The organism is Sphingomonas sp. (assembly GCF_036731925.1).
In the GTDB taxonomy this organism is placed as follows: Bacteria; Pseudomonadota; Alphaproteobacteria; order Sphingomonadales; family Sphingomonadaceae; genus Sphingomonas.
On sequence record NZ_DAINDJ010000002.1, the window covers coordinates 54,652 to 80,954 of the forward strand.

Below are 26,303 nucleotides of genomic sequence, written 5' to 3' on the forward strand. Positions count from 1 at the left end.
CAGCATGACGCCGCGATGGTATGCCTGAGATCATGACGACAGCGCCATTCCGCCTGCTTGCCGCGGCCATTTTCACCCTCGCCCCCGGCGTCGCCTGGGCCGGACCCGACCAGCTCTACCAGGGCACCGTCGGCACCGCGCGCATCGTGATGACGCTGAGCGAGGACAAGGCCGAGGTCTCCGGCCAGTATTTCTATCTGTCCTCCCGGCTGGACATCGATCTTTCGGGGGCGGTGCAGGGCCAGACGCTCGACCTGGAGTCGCGAACGACCGGCGACAAGCTGCACCTGACGCGGCGCGGCACGAGGCTCGACGGCACGCTGACCACGGCGAAGGCACGACGCCTGCCCGTCAGCCTCCATGCGGCCGGCACGCCGGCGGATCTGCCTGCCGATCTGCCGCCCAAGCTGAGCGCCTACGAGCGCTGGCACCTTACCGGGCTCCAGCTCACACCGCAAAAGGCGGAGACGATCAACGGCAAGACGATCCGCTGGTATCGGGAGGCGCTGTCGGGCATCCGGCTGTTCCGCATCGAGAGCGGCTATGCGGCGCCGGCGCTGGCGGCGGTCAACCACGCGCTCGCCCGCAACCAATGGGCCAATGTATCGGCGTGGTTTGCCTGCACCGGGTACGAGGGCGGACCCGGCACCGACGTGGCCGAGGCGAAGCGGCCCTGGCTGGGCGCGAACCATGTCAGCTATGTCTGGAACGGGAGCTGGAGCTGTGCCGGCACCGCGCATCCGGACTTCGGCACGGCCGGGTACAGCTACGACATGCGGACCGGCCGCGAACTGAAGCTGGACGACCTGCTGCATTTCGGCTCGGGCCCAATCCCTGCCGAAGACAGCGACGCCTGGTACAGCTACCGCAGCAAGCGCTTCGCGCCCGGCGTGGTGGCGCTGCTCAAGCGGTATCATCCCGAAGACATGACAGCGCCGGCCGCCGGCGATGAAGACGAATGCGATTATTCGGATCCCGAGGTCTGGGATTTCCCCGCCTGGGCGCTTTCCGACAAGGGTCTGTGGCTCGGCGCCTATTTCGCCCGCGTGCAGCGCGCCTGCGACGCACCGGACTGGGCAATCATCCCCTGGTCTGCACTGGGACTGAAGCCAGGCGAGAAGCCTTAGGCCGTGCCTGGTCGCGGCGTCGGTCTCAGGGGTGCGCCTTGGCCCAGTCGAGCGCCCCCTGCAGCGTCGTCACCCACACCTCGCCGCGATGCGCTGCCAGCCACGCGACGAACTTGCGGTGCTCGGCATCCGGCACCGCCAGATAATCCCCGCCGACGCCGTGGAACAGGAACACGGCCCAGCCGCCGCCCTGCTCCGCCTCGCGAACATAGGCGATCATCTTTTCCGCCGTCGCACCCTCGCCGAACCCGCGCGCCGGGATGTGCATGGGATCCACCTTGGCCACGTTCGCCCGGGCATCGTCGGGCGTATCCACCACGCCGCGCACATAGGTGACCAGCCTGGCCCTGCGCAGGTCGTCCAGATAATCGGCGCCCCCGGCCAGGCTCTGCCCGCACGGGGTAGCCATCCCATGGCTTTGCCGGCCGTCCAGAGCATGGAGCAAGACGTTCTGCTGCTCGATCTCGCGGAGCATGCTGGCGGGGGTATAGGCCTCGCTCACATAGCGGGGATCGGCCGGATAGCTGGTCTTGCTGCAGGCGTGGAAGACCGTGTGGTTGCCAAGTTCATGGCCGCCGGCGGCGACCTTGCGCCAGCGGTCGACATGCGCCTGCTGGACATTGGCGAGGAAGAAGGTCCCCTTGAACCCTTCGGCATCCAGCGCCGGCACGACATGATCGAGCTGCGAAGCCAGCGCATCGTCATAGGTGAGCACCACGGTTGCCTTCGCACCGTTCGGCCACCGGGTCTGCGCCACCGCCGTCGGCGCGACCGCAGCCAGCACGCAGAGCGCAGCGGCCTGCAGGAACATCGCTCGCATCATCCTCTCCCTGTTCGTCGCCGATCAGCCTGGAGCATTTTCAAGTTGACCGTGCACGGTCAACGGCTCGGAAAATGCGGCAATCAGCCTAGCGCGGCGGCGCGGCGGGGCAAGGTAGCGGGATCAAAAGAAAGGGCCGGCGCACCGCCCGGTGCCCGGCCCTTTCTGCTCCATATCATGCAGCGATCAGCGCTGGCGCATCGTGCCCTGCGCCAGCTTCACCACCAGCCCGGAGAGCGTGGGGTAATTGGCCTTGTGATAGGCCGAGCTCGGATCGAGTGCGGCAGCCAGGCGGCGATGCGCCTCCCCCAGCGAGTGGTACGGCACCGCCGGCAGCAGGTGGTGCAGCGCGTGATAGCGCAGGCCCACCGGCGCCCAAAGATAGGGCAGGATGCCCGGCTCCGGCACGTTGACGCTGTCGAGATACTGGGCGGTCACGGTCAGCGGCTCGCCCTCGTTCTCCCACAGATGCGCGACCAGCGTGCGGATCTGGTTGAGCACCGCCGAACAGGCGACGATCACGACATAGGCGAGGAAGGCGCGCAGCGGCAGGATGCCGGCAACGGTGATGCCGATCAGCGTGATCGCGAACAGGCTGGCGCCCAATTCCTGCCAGAACCACTGGCGGCGGAACGCGCCTTCGGGCGCGCGGCGCTCGAACGAGGGGTTGATCTGCAGCCCCGAATAGCGTGCGACGACGAGGCGGCGCAGCTTCGGCGAGAAGAGCGACAGCGGCGTCAGCACGGCGAAGCGGATCAGCAGCCCGATCGGCATCAGCACCGAGACGAGCAGGAACAGCGGGAGCGTCCACGGCTTCATCCGCGCCAGCGGCAGATATTCCGGATCCTGCTCCGTACCATAGCGGGTGCGGGCATGGTGGATCGTGTGGATCCCCTCATACATGAACGAGGGCAGCAGCAGCGGCACGCCCACCAGCGCATTCCACGCCGGGCGGAAGCCGGGCAGCAGCGAATGTTTGAGATGGGTGATCTCGTGGATGAACAGCTCCGCGCGATAGAGCGCGAGCACCGCGATGATGCCGCCGATCACCGCCACCCAGGGCGAGGCGGCGAACATTGCCGTCGCCATGCCGGCATAGCCGATCGCCGCCGAAAGGAAGCAGTCGGTCCAGTACATTGCCTTGTTCGGCGTGTGGAGATCGCGGGTCAGTTCCGCGGCGGCGCGCAGCATCGCGCGATCGTCGGGAACGCCCGAAAGCCGGATGCGCGCGATCGTCGCCGAGACCTCGGCGTCCGGATGATCGAAGGCTAGCGATTGGGTCATGGGTAGTGCCATTGGCCTTAGATAGTGGCTACAAGGTGGCATTACAGGGCGTCCATGGGGCCGTTGCGCTGCACTGCATGCCTGGCGCTTGACAGGCGCCTTCGGACGCAAGACTGCATTGCGCCGTATCAAGAATTTCTGGGGGACTCCGCGTGGCTAGTGCCGATCTCAAGGTCCGGCCCGTTTCGGGCAAGGCCGACACCAAGGCGTTCATCGAGCTCGCCTACCGCCTGAACGGCGACGATCCGAACTGGGTCGCGCCGCTCCGCGACGAAGTGGCGGGTACCATCGATCCGAAGAAGAACGGCTGGTTCAGCCATGCCGAGGGCCAGCTGTTCCTCGCCGAGCGCGGGGGCAAGGTGGTCGGCCGCATCTCCGCGCATATCGACACGCTGGCGCTGCAGATGCCGCCCGAGCAGGGCTTTGGCCCCGGCACCGGCTTCTGGGGCCTGTTCGAGGCAGAGGATGCCGAGGTCGCCGCCGCCGTGATTGCGCAGGCCGAGGATTGGCTGCGCGCGAAGGGCATGACCAAGGCCTTGGGCCCGGTTAGCCTCTCGATCTGGGAAGAGCCCGGCCTGCTGGTGAAGGGCCATGACCATGCGCCGACGGTGCTGATGGGCCATCATCCGGCGCGCTACCAGGGATGGATTGAGGCGCGGGGCTATGCTCCGGCCAAGAAGATCGTCACCTATGAGCTGGACATCAGCAAGGAGTTCCCGCCGATCGTGCAGCGCATCGTCGCCGCCGGCGAGAAGAATGCGCGCATCCGCATCCGCGAGGTCAACAAGGCCAAGTTCGCCGAGGAAGCGGCGATCATCCTCGCCATCCTCAACGATGCCTGGGGCGACAATTGGGGTTTCGTGCCGCTCACCCAGCCCGAGGTGGACGATGTCGGCAAGAAGCTGAAGCCGCTGGTGTTCAACGACCTGATCCGCATCGCCGAATATGACGGCGAGCCGGTGGCCTTCATGGTGACGCTGCCCGACCTCAACGAGCCGCTGAAGCCGCTCAAGGGCTCGCTCTTCCCGTTCGGCTGGGCCAAGCTGCTGCTGTGGCTGCGTCGCCCCAAGGCGCGGACGATGCGCGTGCCGCTGATGGGCGTGGTGAAGCGGCTGCAGAGCTCGCGCATGGCGAGCCAGCTGGCCTTCATGATGATCGAATATATCCGCCGTGCCTCGGTGACCAAATATGGTGCGACGCGCGGCGAAATCGGCTGGATCCTGGACGACAACCAGGGAATGATCGCGATTGCCGACGCGATCGAAAGCAAGATCAACCGCGAATATCTGATCTACCAGAAGGCGCTCTGATCCGGACCGGGGCAGCGGGCGGTGCTGTCCGCCCGCTGCCGGCCGATGCTTAGCGGCGGGGCGCCAGCGGATCGATGCCGGTGTCCTTGATCCACTCGGCGCGGCTCTTGCACTGGCGCGGCGGGGCGATGCGGGTGCCGGTCATCGCTTCCTGCTGCACGCACACCCGAACCGAACCGGCCTCCGTCTGCGCAGGCGCCTCGACGCGCTTTTCCTTGTCCGAGGCGGCACTGGCCGGAACCGTGCCGATGGCGATCAGGGCGCAGGCGCCGAACAGGGTGGCGCCGATGCGAGCGGTACGAGCGAAGTTGGTCATGTTGCTTCTCCTGAAAATGGCGTGCGGGATCGTTCCGCCGCACGCGATGCGTGGGTTGCTGGGCTTGCTGCGATGTCAGAGGGGGTGTTGGGCGATCAGTATTCGCGGAGGGGATCGTTGCCTTCGCGGATCCAGTCGCCGCGGGTCTTGCACTGCTTGATCTTCTTGGTCGCGCCGTCGGTGGCCTTCCGCTCGACGCACCAGACGAGGCGTCGTTCGATCGGGTCCAGCGTGCGAAGGTCCTTCTTTGCCGCGACCTTGGCCTGCTCGGGCTCCGATGCTGCCTGGGCCGATGCAGCCGCAGTCAAGGTCGTGGCGAGCAGCACGGCGGCCGGTATCAGGCCGAGGATGTTGGTGGTGCGAATTGCGCTCATGTCAGGTTCCTGTCTGCTTCGAGGTCCGACGCTCCTTCGCTTTCGCCGGTACTCGATGTTTTGCAGGACCCATGCCAGTTTTGACCGGCGAGCATTTTCAATGACTTAGCTAAATTCGTCAAAGTGCCATAGTACCACAATACAGCACTTATGGCCAAAGATTGGCGCCAGACGCCAACGCGATCGCTGCTTTACAGGAAACGCGCTCCGCCTAGCGCAGCGTCACCCATGTCGGCGCATGATCGCTGGCCTTTTCGCGGCCGCGATAGTCCTTGTCGACACCGGCGCCGGTGAAGCGGTCGGCCGCCTGCGGGCTGAGCAGCAGGTGGTCGATGCGGAAACCCGCGTCGCGCTGCCAGGCGCCTGCCTGATAGTCCCAGAAGGTCCATACCCCGCCCTTGGGAAAGCGCGTGCGCAGCGCATCGGTCCAGCCCCGCGCGAGCAGCATCCGGTAGCGCTCGCGCGATTCCGGCTGCATCAGCGCGTCCTCGGCCATCGCGCGCACCGAGAAGGTGTCGTCGTCGTTCGGAATGACGTTGAAATCGCCCGCTAGGATCGCCGGCCGCTCCTCCGCGAGCAATTGCGCGGCGCGATCGTACAGCCGATCCATCCAGCGCAGCTTGTAATCGAACTTCGGGCCCGGTTGCGGATTGCCGTTCGGCAGGTAGAGTCCGCCGATGATCAGGTCGCCGACCTCCGCCTCGATATAGCGGCTGTGCGCGTCCTCGGGATCGCCCGCCAGGCCACGCTGGCGCTCGACGGGCTGCTGCCCCTTGGCGAGGATCGCGACGCCGTTGAAGCCCTTCTGGCCATGCCACACGGCGCCGTACCCCGCCGCTTCGATCGCGGCGACCGGCAGCGTGTCGTCCGAGCTCTTCAACTCCTGGAGACAGACGATGTCCGGCTGCTGCTCGGTGAGATACTCAACGAGGCGATCGATCCGCGCCTTGATGCCGTTGACGTTGTAGCTGACGATTTTCAAAGGCTTGTGCTCAGATCGAGAAGCTGGTGCCGCAACCGCAACCGGATGCCGCATTGGGGTTGGTCACCGCGAAATGCGCGCCGCCGAGATTGTCGATGAAATCCACCTGCGCGCCCCGGACCAGGTCCAGGCTCACCGGATCCACCACCAGCCGCACGCCGTCGACTTCGGCGACGCTGTCGTCCGCTTCCACGCCCTCGGCCAGGCCGAAGCGGTACTGGAAGCCCGAACAGCCGCCGCCTTCCACCGAAAGCCGCAGGATCGCGGGCTTGGCCTGCTTGGCGGCGATCGCCGCAACGCGCGCCGCAGCGGCGGGCGTCAGCGCAATGGCGGACTGGTCGAGAGAGGTGGTCATGGGCGTCAGATAATGCGCCGGCGCCCGTCCGGCAATGCGGTCGGCGCTCAGCGCGGACCGCCCACCCCGCCGCCGGTCACCGGTGCCTGCGCGATATATTCGCCCGACTGGATGAACGGGATCGGATTGATCGCACGGCCGTCCAGGCGAACCTCGTAATGGAGGTGCGTGCCGGTCGAACGCCCCGTCGAGCCCATCAGCCCGATGATCTGGCCGCGGCGGACGCGCGTGTTGTCCGCCACCAGGATCTTGGAGAGGTGTCCATAACGGGTCTCGAGGCCCCGGCCATGGTTGATCTCGACGAGGTTGCCGTAGCCGCCCTGACGACCGGCATGGGCGACGATTCCATCGGCCGTTGCGTAGATCGGGGTGCCCAGCTCACCGGGGATGTCCACGCCCGCATGCATGGCAGCGGTGCCGCGGAACGGATCCGAACGGACGCCATAATGCGAGGTGAAGCTGACATGCTGCACCGGCTGCATCGAGGGGATCGAGATGGTGCCCGATTCAATCGAGTCGAGCTTCTTCCAGGTCTCGAACAGCGAGCGGAACTGCGCATCGGCATCGGCGCCGGTTGCGACCGCGGCGTCTTCGTCGCTGACCGGCTCATAGGGGCCGCCCATCGCGACGCTGACCTTCACGAAGCGGCTCGGCGCGAGGCCGAGATGCTGGAGGCGCGCGGCGGCCTGACGCACCCGCGCCTCGCCGACCTTCTGCGCCTGCGCGGCGAGCGCCACCTGGCGGCTTTCCACCTTGCGCAGCGGCGCGACGATTTCTTCGGTCAGCGCGCTGGTCTGCTTGGGGCCGGTGGCAAGATCGGCCTCGAGCACCGAACGATCGGCCTTGCCGGACACCACGGCGTTCAGCACCGCCTGGCGCCGCTCGATCTTGGCGGCCTGGAGCCTGGCGGCCTCCTTCGCGGCAGCAACCTCGGCGCGCATGCGGGAAACTTCGGCACGCATCGCGGCGACCTGCGCCTCGGGCGATCCGGCAACCGGTGCGGTATAGGCGATCGCGCCGGCCATAGCCTGCGACATGCCGTAGCCCGAGAACAGCACGGTCAGCGTCGCGGCGCTGGCGAACAGCGCCTGCGAACGACCGCCCACGCTGAAGCGGCGCAGTTTGCCGCCGTCGTGGAGAATCACATCACGGGTGGTGAAGAAGTCCCGGAACTTGCGTGCGAAATCGTCGTTCTTGCGTTCAGACGGTACAGCCATGAGTCCCCGGCGCATTCATGGAAGCGAACCCGGAGCGACCCGACGTTTCACTTCAAGATGATGCGGACGGCTTGGGCAGCCCCTGACCTTGCCGTCCCGCTTGGAGACTCTTTTGGAGGATAATCAGCCAGCGGCAAGCGCTTGGTAGTAATCCCGCGTCAGACCGGCTGCTTCGCGCGCCGAGTCGTTGAACGGAGGCTTAACGGCACCCCGAAAGTGGGTACGCACCAGCGCCTGCCAGGTTGTTTCGGGCGCGCAATCAGCGGCCTTGCAGGCCGACTCAAACCACTCCGTACCAGCCCTTACATGGCGTATCTCGTCGTGCACGATGCGGGTCAAAATCTTTGCGGTGACGCTGTCATCGGCTGCCTGAAATCGTTCGATTGTCGCCGGCGTGACGTCCAGTCCGCGCGCCTCCAGCACCATCGGCACGATCGCCAGCCGGGCCTTGGCATCATAGGCGGTTTCGGTCGCCGCATCCCACAGGCCGTCATGCGCCGGCAGCGCGCCATACTGGCTGCCGAGGCTGCGCAGCCGCCGGTCCAGCAACGCGAAATGCATCGCCTCGTCGGCGCCCACCCGCATCCAATCGTCCGTGAAGCCCGTCGGGAACTGCGCGCCGAAGCGGCCGACCAGATCGAACGCCAGGTCGATCGCGACGAACTCGATATGCGCCAGCGCATGGATCAGCGCGATCCGGCCACGTTCGGAGCCCCCGCGCCCGCGCTTGGGCATCCGGTTCGGCGGCAGAAGCTCGGGCGCGGCCGGGCGTGCGGGCCGATCGGGCATGGCAACGTCGAAACGGAAGTCGAGCCGCCCCAGCCGCCAGTCGCGCGCGGCGGCGCGGGCGGCCATCACCTTCTCGGTCGGCTCGGCGGCGTCGAGCACCGCCCGCGCCGCCTGCCCTACGCTGCGTCGTCCGGTCACCCGAGCGCCTTTGCCGCGTCCAGCACCTCGGCGGCATGGCCCGGCACTTTCACCTTGCGCCAGCTCCGAGAAAGCTTGCCGGAAGCGTCGAACAGGAAGGTAGAGCGCTCGATGCCCATATATTTCTTGCCGTACATCGACTTCTCGACCCACACGCCCAGCGTTTCCATCAGCGCGCCGTCCTCGTCGGTGGCAAGCGGCACGGCGAGGTCATATTTGGCGGTGAACTTCTGGTGCTTGGCGGGCGGATCCTTGGAGATGCCCAGCACCTTCACGCCCAAAGCGGTGAATTCCGGCATCAGGGCGGTGAAGTCCTGCGCCTCGCGGGTGCAGCCGGAAGTGTCGTCCTTCGGATAGAAATAGAGGACGAACGGCGTGCCCTCGCCCCATGCGGGAAGCGCCAGCGCGCTGCCGTCCGCCGCCACCAGCGCGCTGTTGGGGAGCGCGTCGCCCTGCTCGATGCTCATTGCCTGGTCTCCGTCAGCTTGGGGCCTGGATATCGGCCCAGCATTGGCGCACCTCCTGCCGCGTCGCATCGAGCGTCGCAACCACCGCTTCCCAATCGGGCAGCGCCAGCGAGCGGGCGATCAGCGCTCGCGTGCTCTCGCCCGGCGGCTGCGCGTCGGGCGCGACGAGGCGGAGCGTCACCAGCAGCCGCGTCAGGAAATCATGCGCCGCACGCAGCGCCGGCGGCACGATGCCCTGCCCCACCAGCGCATCGATTGCCCGGCCCAGCTGCGGATCAAAGCCGCTACGGTGACAGAGCTGCTGGACGTGGACGGCGAATTCCAGGTCGACCAGCCCGCCGTCGAGCAGCTTGGCGTCGAGCGGCCCGGCCGGCGGCTTGTGCGCGGCCATGTCGGCGCGCATCTTGCGGGCGTCGGCAAGGATGTCGCGTTCGGGCCGGGCGCCATGCAGGACGCGATCGATGATCGCCTGCACCTGCGCCCGCGCCGCCGCCGAGCCGAACACCGGCCGCGCGCGAGTGAGCGCCATATGCTCCCAGGTCCAGGCGTCCTTCTCCTGGTAGCTGGCAAAGCCTTCGAGCGAGACGGACAGCGGCCCCTGCGTGCCCGAGGGCCGCAGCCGGGTATCGACTTCGTAAAGCGGCCCCGCCGCGGTAGGCACGGACAGCGCGGCGGTGACCCGCTGCGCCAGCCGATTGTAGTAGGTGACCGCGCCCAGCGGCCGCCGCCCGTCCGATTCCGCCGCATAGTCGCCGGTGAACAGGTAGATGAGGTCCAGATCCGAGGCATGGGTGAGCGCCGCGCCCCCCATCCGCCCCAGCGCCAGGATCACCAGCTCGCTGCCGGGCACTTGCCCATGCTGGCTCGCGAATTCCTCGATCGCGGCAGCGGCCAGCACTTCGATCGCTGCCTCCGCCACCCGCGCATACCCGGCGGAGACTTCCAGCGCGTCGCTGGCGCCGGCGACGATCTGCGCGCCGAGTGCGAACCTCTTTTCGTTGACGATGCGGCGGACATGTTCGAGCCGCCACTGATAGTCGGCACCGCGCTCCGCCGCGGACATCGTCGCCACCAGCTCGGAAACCTGTCCCACCGGTGCCAGCGCGGTCGAATCGATCAGGCCGTCCAGCAGCTCCGCACGGCGGCCGAGCTGTTCGGCGAGAGTCGGCGCATGGCTCAGGATCGCGCTGAGCAGCCGGGTAAGCGCGGGTTGCGCTTCCAGCAGCCGAAAGATGTTCACCGCGCTGGGCAGCCGCTTGAGCATCGCGTCGAACCGGGTGATCGCATGCTGCGGATCGGGCGCGCCGCCAAAGCCCGCCATCAGCGTTGGCAGCACCGCTTCGAGCGCGCTCTGCGCGGCCGGGCTGCGCAGCGCCGGATAGGTCGCGCCGCGCCAGCCTTCCACGACGCGCCGTGCCGTTTCGGAATCGGGGAAGCCGGCCTTGCCCAGGCGCTCGCCGAGCAGGTCCGGATCGGTGGGCAGGCCGCTGCCACCGCCCTCGGCCAGTGCATCGTAGATGCGCCCCACCCGCTCGACATGCGGCTGGAGCAGCGCGATCAACGCTGGCCCGTCCGCCACCCCATGGAGCCGCGCGACATGATCGAGCGCGGCGGGATCGCTCGGCAAGGTATGCGTCTGGCGATCATCGATCATCTGCAGCCGATGCTCGATCGTCCGCAGGAGGACATAGGCCTCGTCCAGCGCAGCAGCCTCGCCGGCGTCGATCCGCCCGGCGGCGGCCAGCGCGGCGAGCGCGTCGCGGGTGGCGGGCACGCGCAGTGCGGGATCGCGGCCGCCATGGATCAGCTGGTGGATCTGGGCGAAGAACTCCACCTCGCGGATTCCGCCGCGCCCGCGCTTCAGGTCGTAGCCCGGGCCGAAACGCTGCCCCTGATGGTGATGGTCGCGGATGCGGCGGGAGATGTCCTGGATCTCGCGGATCGTCCCGTAATCCAGCGCGCGCCGCCATACGAAGGGCCGGATCGCGTCGAGAAAGCCCTGCCCCAGCGCGATGTCGCCCGCCGCCGCTCGCGCCCGGATGAACGCGGCGCGTTCCCAGGGCAGCGCCTGGCTTTCATAATAGCTGATCGCCGCTTCCACCGGCAGCACGATCGGCGTCACCTCCGGCGAGGGGCGTAGCCGCAGGTCGACTCGCAGCACATAACCGTCGCCATCGCGTGCCTGGAGGATCTCCAGCACCCGCCGGCCGATCCGCACCGCCGCTTCTTCGGGCACTTCGCGCGGGCGGCACGGCAGCGTCGCCGGATCGAAGATCAGGATGGGATCGATGTCGGACGAGTAGTTGAGCTCGCGGCTGCCCTGCTTGCCGAGCGCGATCGCAGCGAAGCCCCGCGGTTCGGCCTCCGGGGTTCGCTCACGGATCGCCGCACGGATCGCGCGGTCGAGCGCCTCGTCGGCGAAGTCGCTCAGCAGCCGCGTGGTGCGGCCGAAATCATAGGCACCGGACAGGTCGCCGATCGCCGCGATCAGCGCCAGCCGCCGTCGCTGGAGGCGCAGCGCCCGGGGCTCCGGCAGCCCTTCGCTCGGCGCGCCGGCGACGCCGATCGGGTCGTCCAGCGCAGCGGCGGGATTCTCGGCGATGTCGCGCTCGCGTTGCAGCGCCAGGCCAAGAAAGGGCGAATGTTCGGAAATCCGCTCGATCGCGGAGGAAGATGCGGGGTCGATCACGCCGAGACTCATTGTCCTAAAACGGTAAAGCTGCGGTGAAACGCAGACATATCAGGCAACGAATGCACCACATGACCGTTTTGTGGCCGTGGTTCAGACGATACCCTCCAAGGCCCAAGAGGCAAGCGCGGCGACTCCCTATCGCATCGAGGCGCCGCGCGCCTGTGACGGGATCGGGCGCGCGATTGCCAATGCGTATGATCGTGACCAGGGCTTGCCGCAGGACATGGCGGCGCTGCTCGCCAAGCTGAACGACCGCGATCCTCGCTGCATCTGGTGACGCTCACCGGCCCTGCATGTCGCGGTGGGCCGACGGCATCCGCACCGTCAGGCCGTCCAGCGCATCGCTGAGGACGATCTGGCAGGCGAGCCGGCTGGTCCGCACGGCGCCGATCGCCAGATCGAGCATGTCCTCTTCCTCCTCGCTCGCCGGCGGCAGCCGGTCGAAGTCCGCGGGCGCGACGATCACATGGCAGGTGGAACAGGCCATCTGGCCCTCGCACGTGCCTTCCAGCGGCTGCCCGGCATTCTGCGCCACTTCCAGCAGGCGCGCGCCGGGCGGAGCCTGCACCTCCTGCACCGCGCCCTCCCGTGCACCTTCGAACCGCACCCGGATCATGCGGCCACCCGCTGGGCGTCAGCGGCGGCACAAATGCGGTCGAGTGCGGTCATCAATTCCTCCTCGGTAGTCATCCGGCCGAAGCCGATACGGATGCTCGAACGCGCCTGCGCGTCGGAAAGCCCCAGCGCGCGGAGCACGTGACTGGACCGCCCCGACCCGCTCGCACAGGCCGAGCCTGCGGAGAAGGCGATGTCGCGCAGATCGGACATCAGGCGCGCAACATCCAGGCCGTCGCGGCGGATGTTGAGATTGCCGAGATAGCGCCGGGTTGCCGATCCGTTGCGCTGCCAGCTGCTCGCCAGCCGCGCGACCGCTGCCGCATGGAGCTGCGCCACATGCGCGGCATCCTCCTCCTGCCGCACAGCCGCAACCTTCGCCGCCGCGCCGAACCCGGCGCACAGTGCCGGCGACAGCGTGCCCGATCGCCCGGGCGCCTCCTGCCCGCCGCCATGGAGCAGCGGCGCCAGCGTCACCCCATCGCGCACCCACAGCGCGCCAATGCCCTTGGGCCCGTGAATCTTGTGCGCGGAGATCGCGATCAGGTCGCAGCTCGGCGGGATCGGTACCCGGCCATAGCCCTGCACGGCATCGCACAGGAACAGCGCGCCCGCCGCATGGGCAATCTCGGCCAGCGCCTCGACGGGCTGGACCACCCCGATCTCGTTGTTGACCAGCATCACCGCGACGAGGCCGGTGCCCGGCACGATCGCCGCCCGCGCGACCTCCAGATCGACCAGCCCGTCCGGGCCGACCGGCAGCACGGTTGCGGGTCTGCCGCTCGCCGCCACCGTATCCAGCACCGCGGCATGCTCGGTGGCGAGCGTCACGATCGCGCCGGTCGTGCCCTTGATCGCCCAGTTCAGCGCCTCTGTGGCGCCGCTGGTGAAGGCGAGCGTGCCCCCCGGCGGCAGCAGCGCCGCCACGTGCCCGCGCGCCACTTCCACCGCCGCTTTCGCCGCGCGGCCCGGCGCGTGGGGCGAATGCGGGTTGGCATGCTGCGACTCCAGCCAGGGGAGCATCGCGGCCAGCGCTTGCGGATCGAGCGGCGTGGTTGCCTGATAGTCGAGATAGATCATGCCGCCCGCGCCCGCGCATCGGCGAAGGTGGCGCACCAGCGTTCGGCGAAACCGTCGACATCCGCTTCCGTGGTCGTCCGACCGAAGCTGACCCGCACCACTTCACGCAGCGCCGGTTCCGCCCAGCCCATCGCGGTCAGCACATGGCTTGGCCGCATGCTCCCCGAGGAGCAGGCGCTTCCCGCCGAAACCGCGATGCCCGCAAGGTCGAACCGGATCAGCTGTGCCGCAGCGGAAACGCCCGGCATCCTGTAGGCGCCGATCAGCGCGCTGCGCGGGCTCTCGGCCCCGACGACCGCGCCGCCGGCGCCGACGATCGCCGCCTCCAGCCGCGCCCGCAGCCGCGCCATTTCGGTCAGGTCCTCCGGCACCGCAAGCGCTGCCGCATAGCCGAGCGCCCCGGGCAGGTTCTCGGTCCCCGGCCGATAGCCCTTCTCCTGCCCGCCGGTCGGCAGCAGCACGCCCAGATCGCGCACCAGCAGCGCGCCGATTCCCGGCGGCCCGCCGCGCTTGTGGGCGGATACGGCCACCAGATCCGCGTGGCGGAGCACCTCGACATCGGCATGCGCGGGCATCTGCGCGGCGTCGACCAGCAACAGCCCGCCCGCGCCGTGCACCAGTTCGGCGATGGCCGCGATCGGCTGGCGCACGCCCGTCTCGCTGTTGGCCCATTGCACACAGACCAGCGTCCGACCCGCGCCCTGCAGCGCGGTTGCCAGCGCGGCGGCATCCAGCAGGCCGTTCGCCGCTACCGGCAGCACGTGCGCGCCCTCCCCGAGCCGCAGCACCGCATCATGTTCCACCGCGGTGATCAGCCGCCGCGCGGCGACGCTACGGCCCATTGCGATCGCCAGCGATTCGCTCGCCCCGCTGGTCAGCAGCAGCTCGTGCGCCCAGCCATAAGCGGCCGCGATGCGGCGCCGCGCATCCTCCAGCGCGGCGCGCGCCGCGCGACCGTCGCCATGCGGAGACGACGGGTTCGCCCAGCACTGCATGCCTTCGACCACCGCCGCCACCGCCTCCGGCAGCATCGGGGTCGTCGCGGCGTGATCCAGATAGAGTCGAGCGGCCAATGGCGTTCCAATTGCGTGAAGGGACCGGCTGCCTATATAGCGGCCAAGTTCCTGCGCTCCACCGCGCATCTCCCTATTGAACAGGATCCGCCTTGCCCGAAGTCATTTTCCCCGGACCCGAAGGCCGCCTCGAGGGCCGCTTCGCCCCCGCTCCGCGCCCGCGCGCACCGGTCGCGATGATCCTCCACCCGCATCCCAATGCGGGCGGCACGATGAACAACCGCATCGTGCAGGATCTCTACAAGACCTTCCAGCGCCGGGGCTTCGCCACGCTGCGGTTCAATTTCCGCGGCGTCGGCAAGAGCCAGGGCACCTTCGACAACGGCATCGGCGAGCTTTCGGATGCCGCCAGCGCGCTCGACTGGGTGCAGAGCTTCCACCCCGAAGCGTCGTCGACCTGGGTCGCCGGCTTCGGCTTCGGCGCGTGGATCGGCATGCAGCTGCTGATGCGCCGCCCGGAAATTCGCGGCTTCATCTCGGTCGCGCCGCCGGCGAACATGTTCGACTTCACCTTCCTCGCGCCCTGCCCCAGCTCGGGCATCATCATCCAGGGCGAGCAGGACGAGGTGGTGACGCCCGGCGCAGTGCAGAAGCTGGTCGACAAGCTGCGCACCCAGAAGCACATCACCATCCACCACGACACCGTGCCCGGCGCGAACCATTTCTTCGAGCACGAGATGGATCAGCTGATGGGTTCCGTCGACCGCTATCTCGACATGCGGCTCGACCCGAACTGCCCGATCCGCTGAGGATCGACTTGGCTCAGCGCGGCGCGAAGGTTGCGCTGAGCCAGCGATCGACGGCGGCGGTGGCGGGAGAATCCGCCTCGCCGAGCTGGCGGTTCATCGCCACATGGCCGCGCAGGCCCCGGCCTTGAAAGCCCTGCAGTTCCACCTTCGATCCTTCGGCACGCAGCGCTGCAGCCAACGCGGCGGCCTGGCGGGCGCCGTCCTCGCGCTGGACGTGCAGAATCAGGAACGAGAGCACGTTGGGACCCGCCGTATGCGCGATGGGCGACAGCGTGCGCTGCCGCGCCGGGTCACTGCCAAAGGCCTTTGCATAGATCGGCGCCATGAAGCGCCCGGCATCCGCCATCTGCGCCGGCACGTCATAGGCGGCGCCATCGAGCAGCACGACGCCGCGCAGCTGGTCGAGCATCAGTTTCTGCCCGTGCATGTAGCGCGGATCAGTGCCGACCAGCGCGGCGAGATGCGCACCGGCGCTATGCCCCATCAGCACCATGCGATTGGGATCGAAGCCCAGTTCGCGGGCATGCGCCACCAGCCAGGCGATCGCCGCCGCCACGTCCTGCGCCTGCTGCTCCACGGTGGCGCCCGGCACCAGCCGATAGTTGACCGTCGCCAAGGCATAGCCCGCTTGCGTGAAATGCCGGATCTTGGCCGATCCGGTCGCATTGTCCTTGTTGCCGTGTTCCCAGCCGCCGCCATGCACGAACAAGATCAGCGGCGGAGCCGTGCGGGTGCGGGTGACCGGTGGGAAGAAATCCAGCTTCTGCTCGGCCAGCGCGCCATAGGCCAAGTCCCGCTTCGGCGCGATGGCAACCGGCGATAGCGACGCCGCCTGCTGGTGCGCGAGCACCGGCGCCCCGGCGAGAAGCAGCCCAGCCACCATCCATCCGATCGCGCGCATTCCGGCATCTCCCGCTGTTGATGCATCCTATCGCAGGAAGACGAGCAGGAACGAATCAAAACAGGTCGCAAGATGTAACGACCTGCACGACCTGCCTACTCCTTCCGCCTGCGGCAGGAGCCGAGGAAGGACTACCGTGGGGAGCACGCGGGCGGCTCTACACCGTCCAGATCAGCACGTTACCCAGTATCACCAGCGCGCAGATCAGCATCAGCACGCCCCTTTGCCGGTCGCCGCGCCGCAGTACCGTCACCCCGCCCCAGGCAAGCGCCAGAACCGCCAGCACGGCGATGCTCGTCATCAGCGGATGCAGCCCGGAAAGGCCGCTCAGGTCGCCACCACCCATATCGTCAGCCCCGTGACCAGACAAACGCAGCCGCACGCCGCGGCCGCCGCAACCCGAGGCTCGCTGCGATAGGCGATGCGGAGCGCGAACCAAAGGAAGTGACCGAGCGCAAGCGTGCCGATGCTGGCCACGCGAGCAATGGCGCCGCCGACGGGATTGCCGAGATCATTTCGTGCTCCCGAGCGTTCGCGCATAATCCTCCTGGTCCACGTTGCCGCCCGAAACGATCACCAGCGTTCCAGGTTCCGCCGGGATCTTTCCCGCCAGCAACGCGGCGATACCCGCCGCCCCGCCGGGCTCGACCACCAACCGCAGCTTCGCGGCAGCCCAGCGCTGCGCAGACCGTATCTCCGATTCGCTTACGGCGACGCCCGTCGCGCCGCGGCGGGAAAGCACGTCGAAGGTGAGCGACGAAACCCGCTGGGTTTGCAGGGAATCGCACGAAGTGGGCGGCGGGCTGTCCCCTACCGGTTCGATCCAGCCGGCCTCGAGGCTGCGGCGCATGTCGTCCCATCCCTCGGGCTCGACTGGCACCACTTCCGCCTCGGCAAGCGCCAGTGCGATCCCGGCGGAGAGGCCGCCGCCGCCACACGGCACCAGCACCCGCGCCGGCGCCTCCAGCCCCGCGTCCGCCATCTGCTTCGCGGCTTCGATGCCGGCGCTGCCCTGCCCCTCGATGATCCAGGGGTCGTCGAAGCTCGGCACCAGCGCGGCACCGCGCGCATGGGCGAGCTGCTGGGCGATTTTCTCACGGCTCTCGCTGCGGCGATCGTAGCGCACCACTTCCGCGCCCAGTGCCAGCGTCGCCTCCAGCTTCACCTTCGGTGCGTCCGCCGGCATCACGATCACCGCGGGAATCCCCAGCCGCTTCGCCGCCCAGGCGACGCCCTGCGCATGGTTGCCCGACGAGAAGGCGACGACGCCCTTGTCCCGCACCCGATCGTCCAGCGCCGTCAGCCGGTGCCATGCTCCCCGGATCTTGAAGGCGCCGATCGGCTGCAGGCTTTCGGCCTTGAACGCGACGGGTACGCCGCGCACCGCCTGCACCAGCAGAGGCGTCGGCGGCAGGATGGCCGCCACCTTGGCGGCCGCATCGCGAACGCCTGCGCGGGTGGGCTGTCGCAAAATCGTCACAGGGCATCCCTCACCGTGAAAAAACGGACCCCGGAATCACTTTACACGGGGGTCCGACGCGCATATGTGCGCTCCTCCGCTGCCCCATGGGACTTCCAACCGCAAGGCAGCTTTTCGTCAATGTTTGCCTCACGGCATTTGGAGGTCCCTTGAGTTGCACAAGCATCATCGCGCGCTGGGGTTAGCGACCACCCTCGTCGGCACCACCCGCGTGGCCGATATCGCTAAGCTTCGTCCGGTCCAGCCGGTAACGCTCGTCCGCCCGCACGCCGCATCGCGTGCGGCCCGGTTCTTCGCAGAGAAGTTCCCGGGTCGTTCGATGTATGCCGTGAAGGCCAATCCTTCGCCGGATCTCATCAAGATCCTGTGGGAGAGCGGAATCACGCATTTCGACGTCGCATCGATCGCCGAGGTCCGCCTCGTCGCCGATGTCGCGCCGGAAGCAACCCTGTGCTTCATGCACCCGGTAAAGGCTGAGGAAGCCATCGCCGAGGCGTATTTCGAGCACGGCGTTCGCGTCTTCAGCCTGGACAGCATGGAAGAGCTGGACAAGATCGTCCGCGCCACCAAGGGCGCCACCGATCTCACGCTGTGCGTACGCCTCCGCGTTTCGTCGGATCACTCGAAGCTGAGCCTCGCGTCGAAGTTCGGCGTCGGCCCGGGCGAGAGCAAGGACCTGCTGATCGCGGTTCGCCAGGTGGCGGATGCCCTGGGCATCTGCTTCCATGTCGGCAGCCAGGCGATGTCGCCGGAAGCCTATGCCAATGCGATGGAGCGCGCCCGCGCCGCCATCGTCGAGGCGGGCGTCACCGTGGACGTCGTCGATGTCGGCGGCGGGTTCCCGTCCAGCTATCCCGGCATGGAGCCGCCGCCGCTCGAGCGCTATTTCGCGACGATCCACCGCGCCTTCGAAAGCCTGCCGATTTCCTATTCGGCAGAGCTGTGGGCCGAGCCGGGCCGTGCGCTGTGCGCCGAGTACAGCTCGCTGATCGTGCGCGTCGAGCGTCGTCGCGGCGATGAGCTGTACATCAACGACGGTGCTTATGGCGCGCTGTTCGATGCGGCCCATATCGGCTGGCGCTTCCCGGTCCGTCTCCTTCGCGAGCCGGATTCGAACGCCAAGGACATCGGCTTCAGCTTCTATGGTCCCACCTGCGACGACATGGATCGCATGGCGGGCCCGTTCGAGCTGCCGGCCGACATCCAGGCAGGCGACTATATCGAGATCGGCATGCTCGGCGCCTATGGTGCGGCGATGCGTACGGGTTTCAACGGCTTCACGGCGGGTGATACGGTGATCGTCGATGACGAGCCGATGGTCTCGCTCTACACCGGCGAAGACGAGGCGGCTGCCGCCACCCCGTCGAACGTCGTCAAGCTGTAATCTACACGGCCTATCCGACCTCGCTCCCCTCCCGCTTGCGGGAGGGGTCGGGGGAGGGCATGGCGTATTCCTGGTTGGGAGCGGCCGAACAGCCCCTCCCCTAACCCCTCCCGCAAGCGGAAGGGGCATTATGGGTTTCCGCGTCCCCTTTGAATGACGGCGGCCATAGGAAGTATTGGGAGTTCCCATGTCCGACACCCTCACCAAGACCGCGGCGGCCAACGCCCCGATCAACGATACCCGCAAGGCCGAGCTGCTTTCCAAGCAGGTCAAGCACATCGACATCAAGAGCTTCGACGCGCGTCCTATCGTCGACGCGATGAGCGACATGAGCTTCACCAGCCGCGATCTCGGCCGCGCGACCAAGATCTACAACGACATGCTGGCCGACAAGGACTGCACGGTCTGCCTCGTCATCGCGGGCTCGACCTCGGCCGGCGGCTGCATGGACCTCTATGCGGATCTGGTGCGCAACAACATGGTCGACGTGATCGTCGCCACCGGCGCCACCATCGTCGACATGGATTTCTTCGAGGGCCTGGGCCACAAGCACTATCAGGCGCTTGAGATCCCCGACGACGACACGCTGCGCTCGCTCTATATCGACCGCATCTACGACACGTACATCGACGAGGAGCAGCTCCAGGACTGCGACTTCACGATCAACAAGATCGCGAACGAGCTGGAGCCGCGCGCCTATTCGAGCCGCGCGTTCATCCGCGAGATGGGCAAGTATCTGTCGGAGCACGGCAAGAAGGAAAACAGCCTCGTCAAGCTCGCCTATGAGCATGACGTGCCGATCTTCTGCCCGGCGTTCGTCGACAGCTCGGCCGGCTTCGGCCTCGTCAAGCACCAGGTCGACCAGATGAAGGCGGGCAAGCCGTACCTGATGATCGACGCGGTGGCGGACTTCCGCGAGCTGACCGAGATCAAGATCCAGGCGGGCACCACCGGCCTGCTGATGATCGGCGGCGGCGTGCCGAAGAACTTCATCCAGGACACCGTCGTCTGCGCCGAAATCCTCGGCCATGAGGACGTGGAAGTGCACAAGTATGCGGTGCAAATCACCGTGGCCGACGTGCGCGACGGCGCCTGCTCGTCCTCGACGCTGCAGGAAGCCGCCAGCTGGGGCAAGGTGAACACCGGCATCGAGCAGATGGTGTTCGCGGAAGCCGGTTCGGTGATGCCGCTGCTGGCCAGCGACGCCTATCACCGCGGCTACTGGAAGGACCGCGCCAAGCGCGGCTGGGCGAAACTGTTCGCCTGAGCCGCACAGGGCGAGCCCCGCTCGCCCTGAGACGGCGAAGGCCGGCCGGCGCGGCGCCGCCGCGTCCGACGTCGCGGGATTAACTCCCGCGACGGCCCATCCGGAAAACGAAACGGCCGGGGAGCGATCCCCGGCCGTTTTGCTGTGGGCATATAGCCCCTCCCCTTCAGGGGAGGGGTTTTGGGGTGGGGCCGTGTCTCGCAGAGACCAAGCTACGTTCTGGAATCCCTCCCCCCCAAACCCCTCCTCCGAGCGGGAGGGACTTAAGAAGGGTGGCTCACCCCTCCACCGCCTCGCGCTCGGCCTTGGCGAAGGACGTAAGCTGCGACAGCGTCTCGTCGAAATTGCCGTTGCGCTCGGCATTGCGGAAGGCGCGAACACGCTCGACCAGCACTTCGCGCGGCGTCGGAGTTCCGCCCAACAGCGCCATCACCTCGTCGGCGAACGCCTCGAGCGGTTGATAATGCGGGCGCTGGGCCTGGCCCGGCGTGAGGTCCGTCTGCACGCCCGGCGGCGCGAGCTCGATCACTTCCACGCGCCCCTCCAGCGCCGCGCGCAAGGCAACGGTATAGCTATGCAAGGCCGCCTTGGTGGCGCTGTAGGTCGGCGTCGTCACCAGCGGCACGAAGGCGAGCCCCGAGGTCACGTTAACGATCGCCGAGTCGGGCGTCGCCGCGAGATGCTCGATCAGCGCATCGATCAGCCGGATCGGACCGAGCAGGTTGGTGGCGATGGTCGCCTCGGCATCGGCGAGGTCCCGCTTGGTGTCCAGCGCCTCGAACCGCATGATCCCCGCATTGTTGACCAGCACGTTGACGTTCGGATGCGCGGCGAGCAGCCGGCTCGCGAAGTCCGCCACGCCGTCGGCGCTTTCCACGTCGAGAGTCAGCGCATGCAGGTTCGGACGCCCTTCGCACGCCGCCTCCAGTGCCTCGCGCCGCCGCCCTGCGACGATCACGGTGTTGCCCGCATCGTGGAAGCGGTGCGCGAGTGCCGCGCCGATACCGGAGCCGCCGCCGGTGATCAGGATGGTGTTCCCGCTGGTCTTCATCATAGCCTCCAATGCTGAATTGCTGGCGGCGATGTACGCCGCTAGGCTCCTAACGAAAGAAGGCACCCGAAAGATTTATACGCACCTGAAAGAGAGTGACCCGATGGCCGCCCTTCCCACCGCTGCCAAGCCCTGTCCCGCCGAAATCGATCCGCGCGTCGAGGCATTGGTGACGGACGTGATCGGGCGCGTCGCCGACAAATGGACGATGCTGATCCTGGAGGCGCTGGCCGAGCAGGGCGAATTGCGCTTTACCCAGGTCGGCAAGGCAGTGCCCGGGATCAGCCAGAAGATGCTCACCCAGACGCTGCGCCAGATGGAGCGCGACGGCCTGGTCATTCGCACCATCCATCCGGTGATCCCCCCGCGCGTGGACTATCGCCTTACCGATCTTGGCCAGAGCCTGGGCGAGGCGTTCTGCGGGGTGTGGCTGTGGGCCGCCGCCAATCTTGAGCGAATTGAAGCGTCACGCGCGGCGTTCGATCACCGCATCACCAAGGGGTGATATTCACGTCGCGTACGGGTCCGCGATATCACTACCCGGAGATGCTCTCAGGGCTGCTGCTCCAGCCGCGCCACCATTCGCCGCACCGCGTCGATCTGCAGGCCGTGCCGCAGCTGGAAGCCGAACGGCTCGCTATAGCCCCACCAGTCCCAGCAGCCTAGCGGGTTACCCTCCGCAACGGTTGTCTTGTCGACCTGCGGATAGAGCATGATGATCCGGTTGCTGTCCGCCCAGCGGTTATAGCCGAGCCGCGCATAGACGATGTCGCTGCCGAGCGTGTCGGCACTCTGCAGGCAGCCATGGAACACCACATGCACCGCGCACGCCGCACCTCGTTCCCGACACGCGGCAGGCACAAAGACAAAGCCGGTGTTCGCCAGCATCGCCGGGCGTCCCCGGTACAGGCGCTGGTCGAACGGCGTCGGCGCGGCGGAGAGGACAGCCGGCGGGCGCGCCTTCAGCCCATAGATGTGGTTCAGGATTGCGTAGGGCTGATCATAATAGCCCCCTTCGTAGCGGCACGAGACGACGAAGCTCGCGTTCGTGTCGCCGCATTGGCCACCGACAATGGCTGCGGAAACAAAGGCATGGCTCGCCGGCAGCGTGTCGACATTGCGCAGCGCGGACCTTGGAACGCCAGCCAGCGCGTAGAATTCGCGGAGTGACTGCATCACCGCCGGCGCCACCACCGAATCCTTGCTGCCGCTGAACAAATAGACGCGCTGCCTGGCGATGTTGGCCGCCCGATCGATCACGCGATCGCGTGCGAACCCGGTTACCGCGTCCCAGCTCCGCGCGGGGGACCAGGCCCGGTCCATGCAGAACGGCTTGGCCCCGGCCGCGCGAAACACGGCACCACAGTTGTACAAGCCTCCCGCGATCACGCCGACACCCCTCACCTCACTCGACCAGGCGACAGCATATTGCACCGCCATGAAGCCGCCCGAGGAAAGTCCCGAGACGGAGACTTTGGCAGGATCCGCACCCAGTGCCGGAAGTTCCTGAGCAGTGACAAAGCCCGGCCAGCACAGCGCAAGCGACGACAAAAACATGAGAAAGGCGCGCATCTTCACCCCCCGGTGAGTATGACGAAATGCGTCTCGGCTGCTCGCGGCAGCCGCTGAACGCGCATGCGACCTGTCGCTTCCTCTATCACATCGCGCTGCGCCCGCGAAGTGAAATGAACTGCGCCGGGCTGGCGCTCGCAATCGACCCGAGGGTTGCGTACAAAAAACGGAGGGCGACGCTCCGGCCGCTTCGCAAGAACAGGATTGCACCGATGCACCGCTCGATATTGCCGCTCTTGCTGGTAGCCGCTGCGGTTCCCGCGCTCGCCCAATCCGATTCCCGCAGCATTCTCAACGCGGCAAAGACCCGACTGCCGGAACCGACGCTGATCGCCCGCTACGGCGCCGATCCGCTGCAGAAGGGCGAGTTGCGCCTGCCCAAGGGCAAGGGCCCCTTCCCGGTCGCGGTGGTGATCCATGGCGGCTGCTGGAATGCAGGGATGGAGGATTGGCAGGGCACCGCGCCACTCGCCGAGGCACTGGCAGCGCGCGGCATCGCCAGCTGGAACATCGAGTATCGTCGCACCGGCAACCCCGGTGGCGGCTATCCCGGCACCTTCGAGGACATTGCCGCGGCGACGGATTATCTGGCGGTGCTCGCCGCCGCGCAGCCGCTGGACCTCACGCATGTGGCGGTGGTGGGCCATAGCTCGGGCGCGCATCTGGCGCTGTGGGTCGCCTCCCGCCCGAAGCTCAAGGACCCGATTGCCGGAACGATGGCCGTGCGCCCCGTGACGGCGGTGGCGATCGACGGGCCGGGTTCGCTGGCGCCATTTGTGGGGATCGACGCGGACCTATGCCGCACGCCGGCGATCGTGTCGTTCATGGGCGGCACCCCCGCCGAGCGGCCCGCGGCCTATGGACTGGCCAGCCCGCAGGACCATCTGCCGCTCGGCGTCCACCAGCTGATCGTCGTCGGCGCGCTGGGCATGATGACGACGCCCTACACCCAGGCGGCGCTCGCCTCGGGAGATACGGTGGTGAAGCTAGCGCCCGGCGGTGCCGACCATTTCAACATCATCACGCCGGAGACGCCGCAAGGGAAGCAGGTGGCGGATTTCATCGCGGCGCACGCATTCGACGATTAGCTACCGCGACTTGTTGAGACCGATTCTCGATACTATTGAGAACCTATCGCAACAACTACCCGCCCGCCCCCAGCAGATCGTGCCGGCGCAGTGCGTGGCGCAGCTGGTCGTAGGTGAGCCCCAGCGCCTCGGCGGTCGCGCGCTGGTTGAACCGGTGTTCCGCCAGCGCCTGGGAGAGAAGCTGCTTCTCGAAGCGCGACACCCGCGTCTTGAAGTCGCCGCCCAGGTCCGCAGGCTCGGACGCTGGCTGCGCCGCCGGCGCGGGGGGCGCTGCAGCCTCGGCCGGCCTTTCCATGGGGCTCATCGACGACGCCATCGGCCGCGGGCGATAGGGCGAGGCGAAGGGATCGATCTCGATGCGGTCGATCGGCCCGCCCTGCTCCCAGCGATAGACCGCCCGCTCCACCACGTTGCGCAGCTCGCGGACATTGCCCGGCCAGTCATAGGAAAGCAGCGCATCCAGCGCGTGCGGGCCCCAACCCGGCCACTCCTGCCAGCCCAGCTCGGAAGCCATGCGGCGGCCATAGAAGTCCGCCAACACCTCGACGTCACCACTGCGATGGCGCAGCGGCGGCAGCGTCACCACCTCGAAGCACAGCCGATCGAGCAAATCGGCGCGGAACGTGCCCTTCTCTACCCGGTGCGGCAGATGTTCGTTGGTCGCCGCGACGATGCGAACGTCCACCCGCACCGGGCGCGAGGAGCCGATCCGCGTGATCTCGCCATATTCCACCGCGCGCAACAGTCGCTCCTGCGCGCCCATCGAGAGCGTACCAAGCTCGTCGAGAAACAGCGTGCCGCCATCGGCCTCCTCGAACCGCCCGGTGCGCGCCTTGGTGGCACCGGTGAAGGCACCGGCTTCGTGCCCGAACAGCTCGGCCTCGATCAGCGTCTCCGGCAGCGCGGCGCAGTTCATCGTGACCAGCGGCTGGTCCCAGCGCGGGCTTAGGCGGTGGAGACGCTCGGCGACCAGCTCCTTGCCGGTCCCGCGCTCGCCGATCACCAGCACCGGCCGGTCCAGCGCAGCCGCCCGGCTGGCGCGTTCCAGCGCGTCTAGAAAGGCCGAGGATTGGCCGATGACCTGGGTAGTCCGCTCCATTCCCCAAGCTTGGCGAATTTTCCCAACTGTTAGCAAGCCTGTTTTTGTGAACTACATTTGTAGTCGGAGTCAAAATGACGCTTTTCCGTCGTTTTCAGAAACTGGCACGCCTCCTGCAAAGATGGAGGCAAGCCCGATGACGGGCACCAACTTCAACCTACCAAGGTTCAGGAACAAGACGATGACCAACCAGATCCACACCCTCCGCAACGCCTTCGTGGCGGTTTCCTTCGCCTTCCTCGCCAGCGTGGTTCTCACCGCTGGCGCGGTGGCCCCGGCGATCGCCTGAGGCGGGCACACGAGGTCTCCCCGGCACGACATTCCCTTGCCGTGCCGGGGCCGCCGGAAGGGCCCCCATCCCTTCCGGCGGCACCCCCAAAGAACATACGAAGGAGCGCAATATCATGGGTATCTTCTCGCGAACCCGCGACATCATCGCCGCCAACGTCACCGACCTGCTCGACAAGGCCGAAGATCCGGCGAAGATGATCCGCATGATCATCCTCGAGATGGAGGAAACGCTGGTCGAGGTTCGCGCCAGTGCGGCTCGCACCATTGCCGATCAGAAGGAAATGCGCCGCCACATCGCCAAGCTGGAAAAGCTTCAGGAAAGCTGGACCGAGAAGGCAGAGCTGGCCCTGTCGAAGGACCGCGAGGACCTCGCCAAGGCAGCACTGGTCGAACGCCAGAAGGCCGCCGACATGTGCGACCAGCTGCAGCAGGAGATCGCGGTGCTCGACGACGCGCTCCGCGCCTCGGAAGAGGACATCAACAAGCTGCAGAACAAGCTGCGCGAGGCGCGCGTTCGGCAGAACTCGGTCGTCGCCCGGCTGGAAAGCGCCAACAACCGCGCCCGCTTGCGGGAGATGACCAACGGGTCGAAGATGCAGGACGCCTTCTCGCGCTTCGACATCCTGGAACGCCGCGTCGATCTGGCCGAAGGTCGCGCCGATGCGATGGGCCTGGGTGGCAACCCGAAGACGCTCGAAGAGGAAATCGCCGAACTCCGCTCGTCGGAAAAGGTCGATGCCGAACTCGAGGCACTGAAGGCTCGTCTCAACAAGGGAGCCTGA

The 26,303-nt window shown here is 67.4% G+C and carries 30 protein-coding genes; 10 read left to right on the forward strand and 20 right to left on the reverse strand.

Translation table 11 applies throughout. The features are described from left to right. The first annotated feature begins 32 nt into the window (after nt 1-32). A complete protein-coding gene (locus V7E00_RS09695) occupies nt 33-1,127 on the forward strand; it encodes a hypothetical protein (RefSeq protein ID WP_333572464.1) in 1,095 nt (364 codons plus the stop codon). A 25-nt stretch (nt 1,128-1,152) separates the two neighbouring features. On the opposite strand, the gene V7E00_RS09700 is transcribed toward V7E00_RS09695, so the two are convergent. Both V7E00_RS09700 and V7E00_RS09705 read right to left on the reverse strand, forming a co-directional pair. Then, nucleotides 1,153-1,950 (reverse strand): polysaccharide deacetylase family protein, encoded by a 798-nt coding sequence (locus V7E00_RS09700; RefSeq protein WP_333572465.1) that lies wholly within the window; start codon nt 1,948-1,950, stop codon nt 1,153-1,155. Nucleotides 1,951-2,133: 183 nt separating this feature from the next. Then, nucleotides 2,134-3,231: a fatty acid desaturase family protein gene (locus V7E00_RS09705; RefSeq protein WP_333573843.1), complete on the reverse strand. Its 1,098-nt coding sequence runs from the start codon at nt 3,229-3,231 to the stop codon at nt 2,134-2,136. 152 nt (nt 3,232-3,383) lie between these two features. Here V7E00_RS09705 and V7E00_RS09710 point away from each other — a divergent pair, with 152 nt between their 5' ends. Beyond that, a complete protein-coding gene (locus V7E00_RS09710) occupies nt 3,384-4,541 on the forward strand; it encodes an N-acetyltransferase (protein WP_333572466.1) in 1,158 nt (385 codons plus the stop codon). A 49-nt stretch (nt 4,542-4,590) separates the two neighbouring features. Here V7E00_RS09710 and V7E00_RS09715 read toward each other — a convergent pair whose 3' ends face one another. The 8 genes from V7E00_RS09715 to V7E00_RS09750 all read right to left on the reverse strand — a co-directional run bounded on the left by V7E00_RS09715 (nt 4,591) and on the right by V7E00_RS09750 (nt 11,880). Beyond that, nucleotides 4,591-4,857 (reverse strand): hypothetical protein, encoded by a 267-nt coding sequence (locus tag V7E00_RS09715; RefSeq protein WP_333572467.1) that lies wholly within the window; start codon nt 4,855-4,857, stop codon nt 4,591-4,593. Between the two features lie 95 nt (nt 4,858-4,952). Beyond that, nucleotides 4,953-5,231, reverse strand: coding sequence for a hypothetical protein (locus tag V7E00_RS09720; RefSeq protein WP_333572468.1), 279 nt, complete (start codon nt 5,229-5,231; stop codon nt 4,953-4,955). A 211-nt stretch (nt 5,232-5,442) separates the two neighbouring features. Beyond that, nucleotides 5,443-6,213 carry an exodeoxyribonuclease III gene (gene xth, locus V7E00_RS09725; protein ID WP_333572469.1) on the reverse strand — a complete coding sequence of 257 codons (771 nt, stop codon included), beginning with the start codon at nt 6,211-6,213 and terminating at the stop codon, nt 5,443-5,445. 10 nt (nt 6,214-6,223) lie between these two features. Further along, nucleotides 6,224-6,568, reverse strand: coding sequence for an iron-sulfur cluster insertion protein ErpA (erpA, locus tag V7E00_RS09730; protein WP_333572470.1), 345 nt, complete (start codon nt 6,566-6,568; stop codon nt 6,224-6,226). Nucleotides 6,569-6,615: 47 nt separating this feature from the next. Beyond that, a complete protein-coding gene (locus tag V7E00_RS09735) occupies nt 6,616-7,785 on the reverse strand; it encodes a M23 family metallopeptidase (protein ID WP_333572471.1) in 1,170 nt (389 codons plus the stop codon). A 123-nt stretch (nt 7,786-7,908) separates the two neighbouring features. Then, on the reverse strand, nt 7,909-8,712 hold the full coding sequence (locus tag V7E00_RS09740) for a ferritin-like domain-containing protein (RefSeq protein ID WP_333572472.1): 804 nt from the start codon (nt 8,710-8,712) through the stop codon (nt 7,909-7,911). Further along, the gene (locus V7E00_RS09745) at nt 8,709-9,179 is read right to left on the reverse strand and encodes a peroxiredoxin (protein ID WP_333572473.1); all 471 of its coding nucleotides are present in this window, start codon (nt 9,177-9,179) and stop codon (nt 8,709-8,711) included. The genes V7E00_RS09740 and V7E00_RS09745 overlap by 4 nt, the downstream gene beginning before the upstream one ends. Before the next feature lie 13 nt (nt 9,180-9,192). After that, a complete protein-coding gene (locus tag V7E00_RS09750; RefSeq protein WP_333572474.1) occupies nt 9,193-11,880 on the reverse strand; it encodes a bifunctional [glutamine synthetase] adenylyltransferase/[glutamine synthetase]-adenylyl-L-tyrosine phosphorylase in 2,688 nt (895 codons plus the stop codon). A gap of 70 nt (nt 11,881-11,950) precedes the next feature. Between V7E00_RS09750 and V7E00_RS09755 the strand changes: the two genes are divergently transcribed. Next, nucleotides 11,951-12,148 (forward strand): hypothetical protein, encoded by a 198-nt coding sequence (locus V7E00_RS09755; RefSeq protein ID WP_333572475.1) that lies wholly within the window; start codon nt 11,951-11,953, stop codon nt 12,146-12,148. A gap of 3 nt (nt 12,149-12,151) precedes the next feature. Here V7E00_RS09755 and V7E00_RS09760 read toward each other — a convergent pair whose 3' ends face one another. The 3 genes from V7E00_RS09760 to V7E00_RS09770 are packed head-to-tail and all read right to left on the reverse strand — an operon-like array spanning nt 12,152 to nt 14,639. Next, nucleotides 12,152-12,487, reverse strand: a complete 336-nt coding sequence (locus V7E00_RS09760; protein ID WP_333572476.1) for a 2Fe-2S iron-sulfur cluster-binding protein — start codon at nt 12,485-12,487, stop codon at nt 12,152-12,154. Further along, on the reverse strand, nt 12,484-13,566 hold the full coding sequence (locus V7E00_RS09765) for a cysteine desulfurase family protein (RefSeq protein ID WP_333572477.1): 1,083 nt from the start codon (nt 13,564-13,566) through the stop codon (nt 12,484-12,486). Before V7E00_RS09765 ends, V7E00_RS09760 begins: the two co-directional genes overlap by 4 nt. Beyond that, nucleotides 13,563-14,639: a cysteine desulfurase family protein gene (locus V7E00_RS09770; RefSeq protein WP_333572478.1), complete on the reverse strand. Its 1,077-nt coding sequence runs from the start codon at nt 14,637-14,639 to the stop codon at nt 13,563-13,565. The genes V7E00_RS09765 and V7E00_RS09770 overlap by 4 nt, the downstream gene beginning before the upstream one ends. A gap of 92 nt (nt 14,640-14,731) precedes the next feature. Here V7E00_RS09770 and V7E00_RS09775 point away from each other — a divergent pair, with 92 nt between their 5' ends. Further along, entirely contained in the window at nt 14,732-15,388 is a 657-nt protein-coding gene (locus V7E00_RS09775) for an alpha/beta hydrolase (RefSeq protein WP_125977433.1), read from the forward strand. A gap of 13 nt (nt 15,389-15,401) precedes the next feature. Here V7E00_RS09775 and V7E00_RS09780 read toward each other — a convergent pair whose 3' ends face one another. The 4 genes from V7E00_RS09780 to V7E00_RS09795 all read right to left on the reverse strand — a co-directional run bounded on the left by V7E00_RS09780 (nt 15,402) and on the right by V7E00_RS09795 (nt 17,769). After that, nucleotides 15,402-16,289 carry an alpha/beta hydrolase gene (locus tag V7E00_RS09780; RefSeq protein ID WP_333572479.1) on the reverse strand — a complete coding sequence of 296 codons (888 nt, stop codon included), beginning with the start codon at nt 16,287-16,289 and terminating at the stop codon, nt 15,402-15,404. Between the two features lie 157 nt (nt 16,290-16,446). Beyond that, nucleotides 16,447-16,590 carry a hypothetical protein gene (locus V7E00_RS09785; protein WP_333572480.1) on the reverse strand — a complete coding sequence of 48 codons (144 nt, stop codon included), beginning with the start codon at nt 16,588-16,590 and terminating at the stop codon, nt 16,447-16,449. A gap of 26 nt (nt 16,591-16,616) precedes the next feature. Further along, nucleotides 16,617-16,829, reverse strand: coding sequence for a hypothetical protein (locus V7E00_RS09790; protein WP_333572481.1), 213 nt, complete (start codon nt 16,827-16,829; stop codon nt 16,617-16,619). Next, nucleotides 16,801-17,769, reverse strand: coding sequence for a threonine ammonia-lyase (locus V7E00_RS09795; protein ID WP_333572482.1), 969 nt, complete (start codon nt 17,767-17,769; stop codon nt 16,801-16,803). Before V7E00_RS09795 ends, V7E00_RS09790 begins: the two co-directional genes overlap by 29 nt. Before the next feature lie 154 nt (nt 17,770-17,923). On the opposite strand from V7E00_RS09795, the gene V7E00_RS09800 reads away from it, so the two are divergent. Further along, a complete protein-coding gene (locus V7E00_RS09800; RefSeq protein WP_333572483.1) occupies nt 17,924-19,153 on the forward strand; it encodes a type III PLP-dependent enzyme in 1,230 nt (409 codons plus the stop codon). Nucleotides 19,154-19,340: 187 nt separating this feature from the next. Beyond that, nucleotides 19,341-20,420, forward strand: a complete 1,080-nt coding sequence (locus V7E00_RS09805) for a 1,9-bis(guanidino)-5-aza-nonane synthase (RefSeq protein WP_333572484.1) — start codon at nt 19,341-19,343, stop codon at nt 20,418-20,420. A gap of 277 nt (nt 20,421-20,697) precedes the next feature. Here V7E00_RS09805 and V7E00_RS09810 read toward each other — a convergent pair whose 3' ends face one another. Next, the gene (locus tag V7E00_RS09810; RefSeq protein WP_333572485.1) at nt 20,698-21,471 is read right to left on the reverse strand and encodes an SDR family oxidoreductase; all 774 of its coding nucleotides are present in this window, start codon (nt 21,469-21,471) and stop codon (nt 20,698-20,700) included. 103 nt (nt 21,472-21,574) lie between these two features. On the opposite strand from V7E00_RS09810, the gene V7E00_RS09815 reads away from it, so the two are divergent. Beyond that, complete coding sequence (locus V7E00_RS09815; RefSeq protein WP_333572486.1) at nt 21,575-21,976, forward strand: winged helix-turn-helix transcriptional regulator; 402 nt, start codon at nt 21,575-21,577, stop codon at nt 21,974-21,976. A 47-nt stretch (nt 21,977-22,023) separates the two neighbouring features. Here V7E00_RS09815 and V7E00_RS09820 read toward each other — a convergent pair whose 3' ends face one another. Then, nucleotides 22,024-23,043, reverse strand: a complete 1,020-nt coding sequence (locus tag V7E00_RS09820; RefSeq protein WP_333572487.1) for an extracellular catalytic domain type 2 short-chain-length polyhydroxyalkanoate depolymerase — start codon at nt 23,041-23,043, stop codon at nt 22,024-22,026. Nucleotides 23,044-23,255: 212 nt separating this feature from the next. Here V7E00_RS09820 and V7E00_RS09825 point away from each other — a divergent pair, with 212 nt between their 5' ends. Further along, the gene (locus V7E00_RS09825; protein ID WP_333572488.1) at nt 23,256-24,131 is read left to right on the forward strand and encodes an alpha/beta hydrolase; all 876 of its coding nucleotides are present in this window, start codon (nt 23,256-23,258) and stop codon (nt 24,129-24,131) included. A 55-nt stretch (nt 24,132-24,186) separates the two neighbouring features. Here V7E00_RS09825 and pspF read toward each other — a convergent pair whose 3' ends face one another. Beyond that, nucleotides 24,187-25,230 carry a phage shock protein operon transcriptional activator gene (gene pspF / locus V7E00_RS09830; protein ID WP_333572489.1) on the reverse strand — a complete coding sequence of 348 codons (1,044 nt, stop codon included), beginning with the start codon at nt 25,228-25,230 and terminating at the stop codon, nt 24,187-24,189. A 136-nt stretch (nt 25,231-25,366) separates the two neighbouring features. Here pspF and V7E00_RS09835 point away from each other — a divergent pair, with 136 nt between their 5' ends. Both V7E00_RS09835 and pspA read left to right on the forward strand, forming a co-directional pair. After that, nucleotides 25,367-25,519 (forward strand): hypothetical protein, encoded by a 153-nt coding sequence (locus tag V7E00_RS09835; protein ID WP_333572490.1) that lies wholly within the window; start codon nt 25,367-25,369, stop codon nt 25,517-25,519. 115 nt (nt 25,520-25,634) lie between these two features. After that, nucleotides 25,635-26,303, forward strand: a complete 669-nt coding sequence (gene pspA, locus V7E00_RS09840) for a phage shock protein PspA (RefSeq protein WP_121078195.1) — start codon at nt 25,635-25,637, stop codon at nt 26,301-26,303.

Coding starts and splice junctions, on each gene's coding strand:
- V7E00_RS09695 (WP_333572464.1), top strand. CDS start 33: ATGACGACAGCGCCATTCCGCCTGCTTGCCGCGGCCATTTTCACCCTC.
- V7E00_RS09700 (WP_333572465.1), bottom strand. CDS start 1,950: ATGATGCGAGCGATGTTCCTGCAGGCCGCTGCGCTCTGCGTGCTGGCT.
- V7E00_RS09705 (WP_333573843.1), bottom strand. CDS start 3,231: ATGACCCAATCGCTAGCCTTCGATCATCCGGACGCCGAGGTCTCGGCG.
- V7E00_RS09715 (WP_333572467.1), bottom strand. CDS start 4,857: ATGACCAACTTCGCTCGTACCGCTCGCATCGGCGCCACCCTGTTCGGC.
- V7E00_RS09720 (WP_333572468.1), bottom strand. CDS start 5,231: ATGAGCGCAATTCGCACCACCAACATCCTCGGCCTGATACCGGCCGCC.
- erpA (WP_333572470.1), bottom strand. CDS start 6,568: ATGACCACCTCTCTCGACCAGTCCGCCATTGCGCTGACGCCCGCCGCT.
- V7E00_RS09735 (WP_333572471.1), bottom strand. CDS start 7,785: ATGGCTGTACCGTCTGAACGCAAGAACGACGATTTCGCACGCAAGTTC.
- V7E00_RS09745 (WP_333572473.1), bottom strand. CDS start 9,179: ATGAGCATCGAGCAGGGCGACGCGCTCCCCAACAGCGCGCTGGTGGCG.
- V7E00_RS09750 (WP_333572474.1), bottom strand. CDS start 11,880: ATGAGTCTCGGCGTGATCGACCCCGCATCTTCCTCCGCGATCGAGCGG.
- V7E00_RS09760 (WP_333572476.1), bottom strand. CDS start 12,487: ATGATCCGGGTGCGGTTCGAAGGTGCACGGGAGGGCGCGGTGCAGGAG.
- V7E00_RS09765 (WP_333572477.1), bottom strand. CDS start 13,566: ATGATCTATCTCGACTATCAGGCAACCACGCCGCTCGATCCGCAAGCG.
- V7E00_RS09780 (WP_333572479.1), bottom strand. CDS start 16,289: ATGCGCGCGATCGGATGGATGGTGGCTGGGCTGCTTCTCGCCGGGGCG.
- V7E00_RS09785 (WP_333572480.1), bottom strand. CDS start 16,590: ATGACGAGCATCGCCGTGCTGGCGGTTCTGGCGCTTGCCTGGGGCGGG.
- V7E00_RS09790 (WP_333572481.1), bottom strand. CDS start 16,829: ATGCGCGAACGCTCGGGAGCACGAAATGATCTCGGCAATCCCGTCGGC.
- V7E00_RS09805 (WP_333572484.1), top strand. CDS start 19,341: ATGTCCGACACCCTCACCAAGACCGCGGCGGCCAACGCCCCGATCAAC.
- V7E00_RS09810 (WP_333572485.1), bottom strand. CDS start 21,471: ATGAAGACCAGCGGGAACACCATCCTGATCACCGGCGGCGGCTCCGGT.
- V7E00_RS09815 (WP_333572486.1), top strand. CDS start 21,575: ATGGCCGCCCTTCCCACCGCTGCCAAGCCCTGTCCCGCCGAAATCGAT.
- V7E00_RS09820 (WP_333572487.1), bottom strand. CDS start 23,043: ATGCGCGCCTTTCTCATGTTTTTGTCGTCGCTTGCGCTGTGCTGGCCG.
- V7E00_RS09825 (WP_333572488.1), top strand. CDS start 23,256: ATGCACCGCTCGATATTGCCGCTCTTGCTGGTAGCCGCTGCGGTTCCC.
- pspF (WP_333572489.1), bottom strand. CDS start 25,230: ATGGAGCGGACTACCCAGGTCATCGGCCAATCCTCGGCCTTTCTAGAC.
- V7E00_RS09835 (WP_333572490.1), top strand. CDS start 25,367: ATGACGGGCACCAACTTCAACCTACCAAGGTTCAGGAACAAGACGATG.
- pspA (WP_121078195.1), top strand. CDS start 25,635: ATGGGTATCTTCTCGCGAACCCGCGACATCATCGCCGCCAACGTCACC.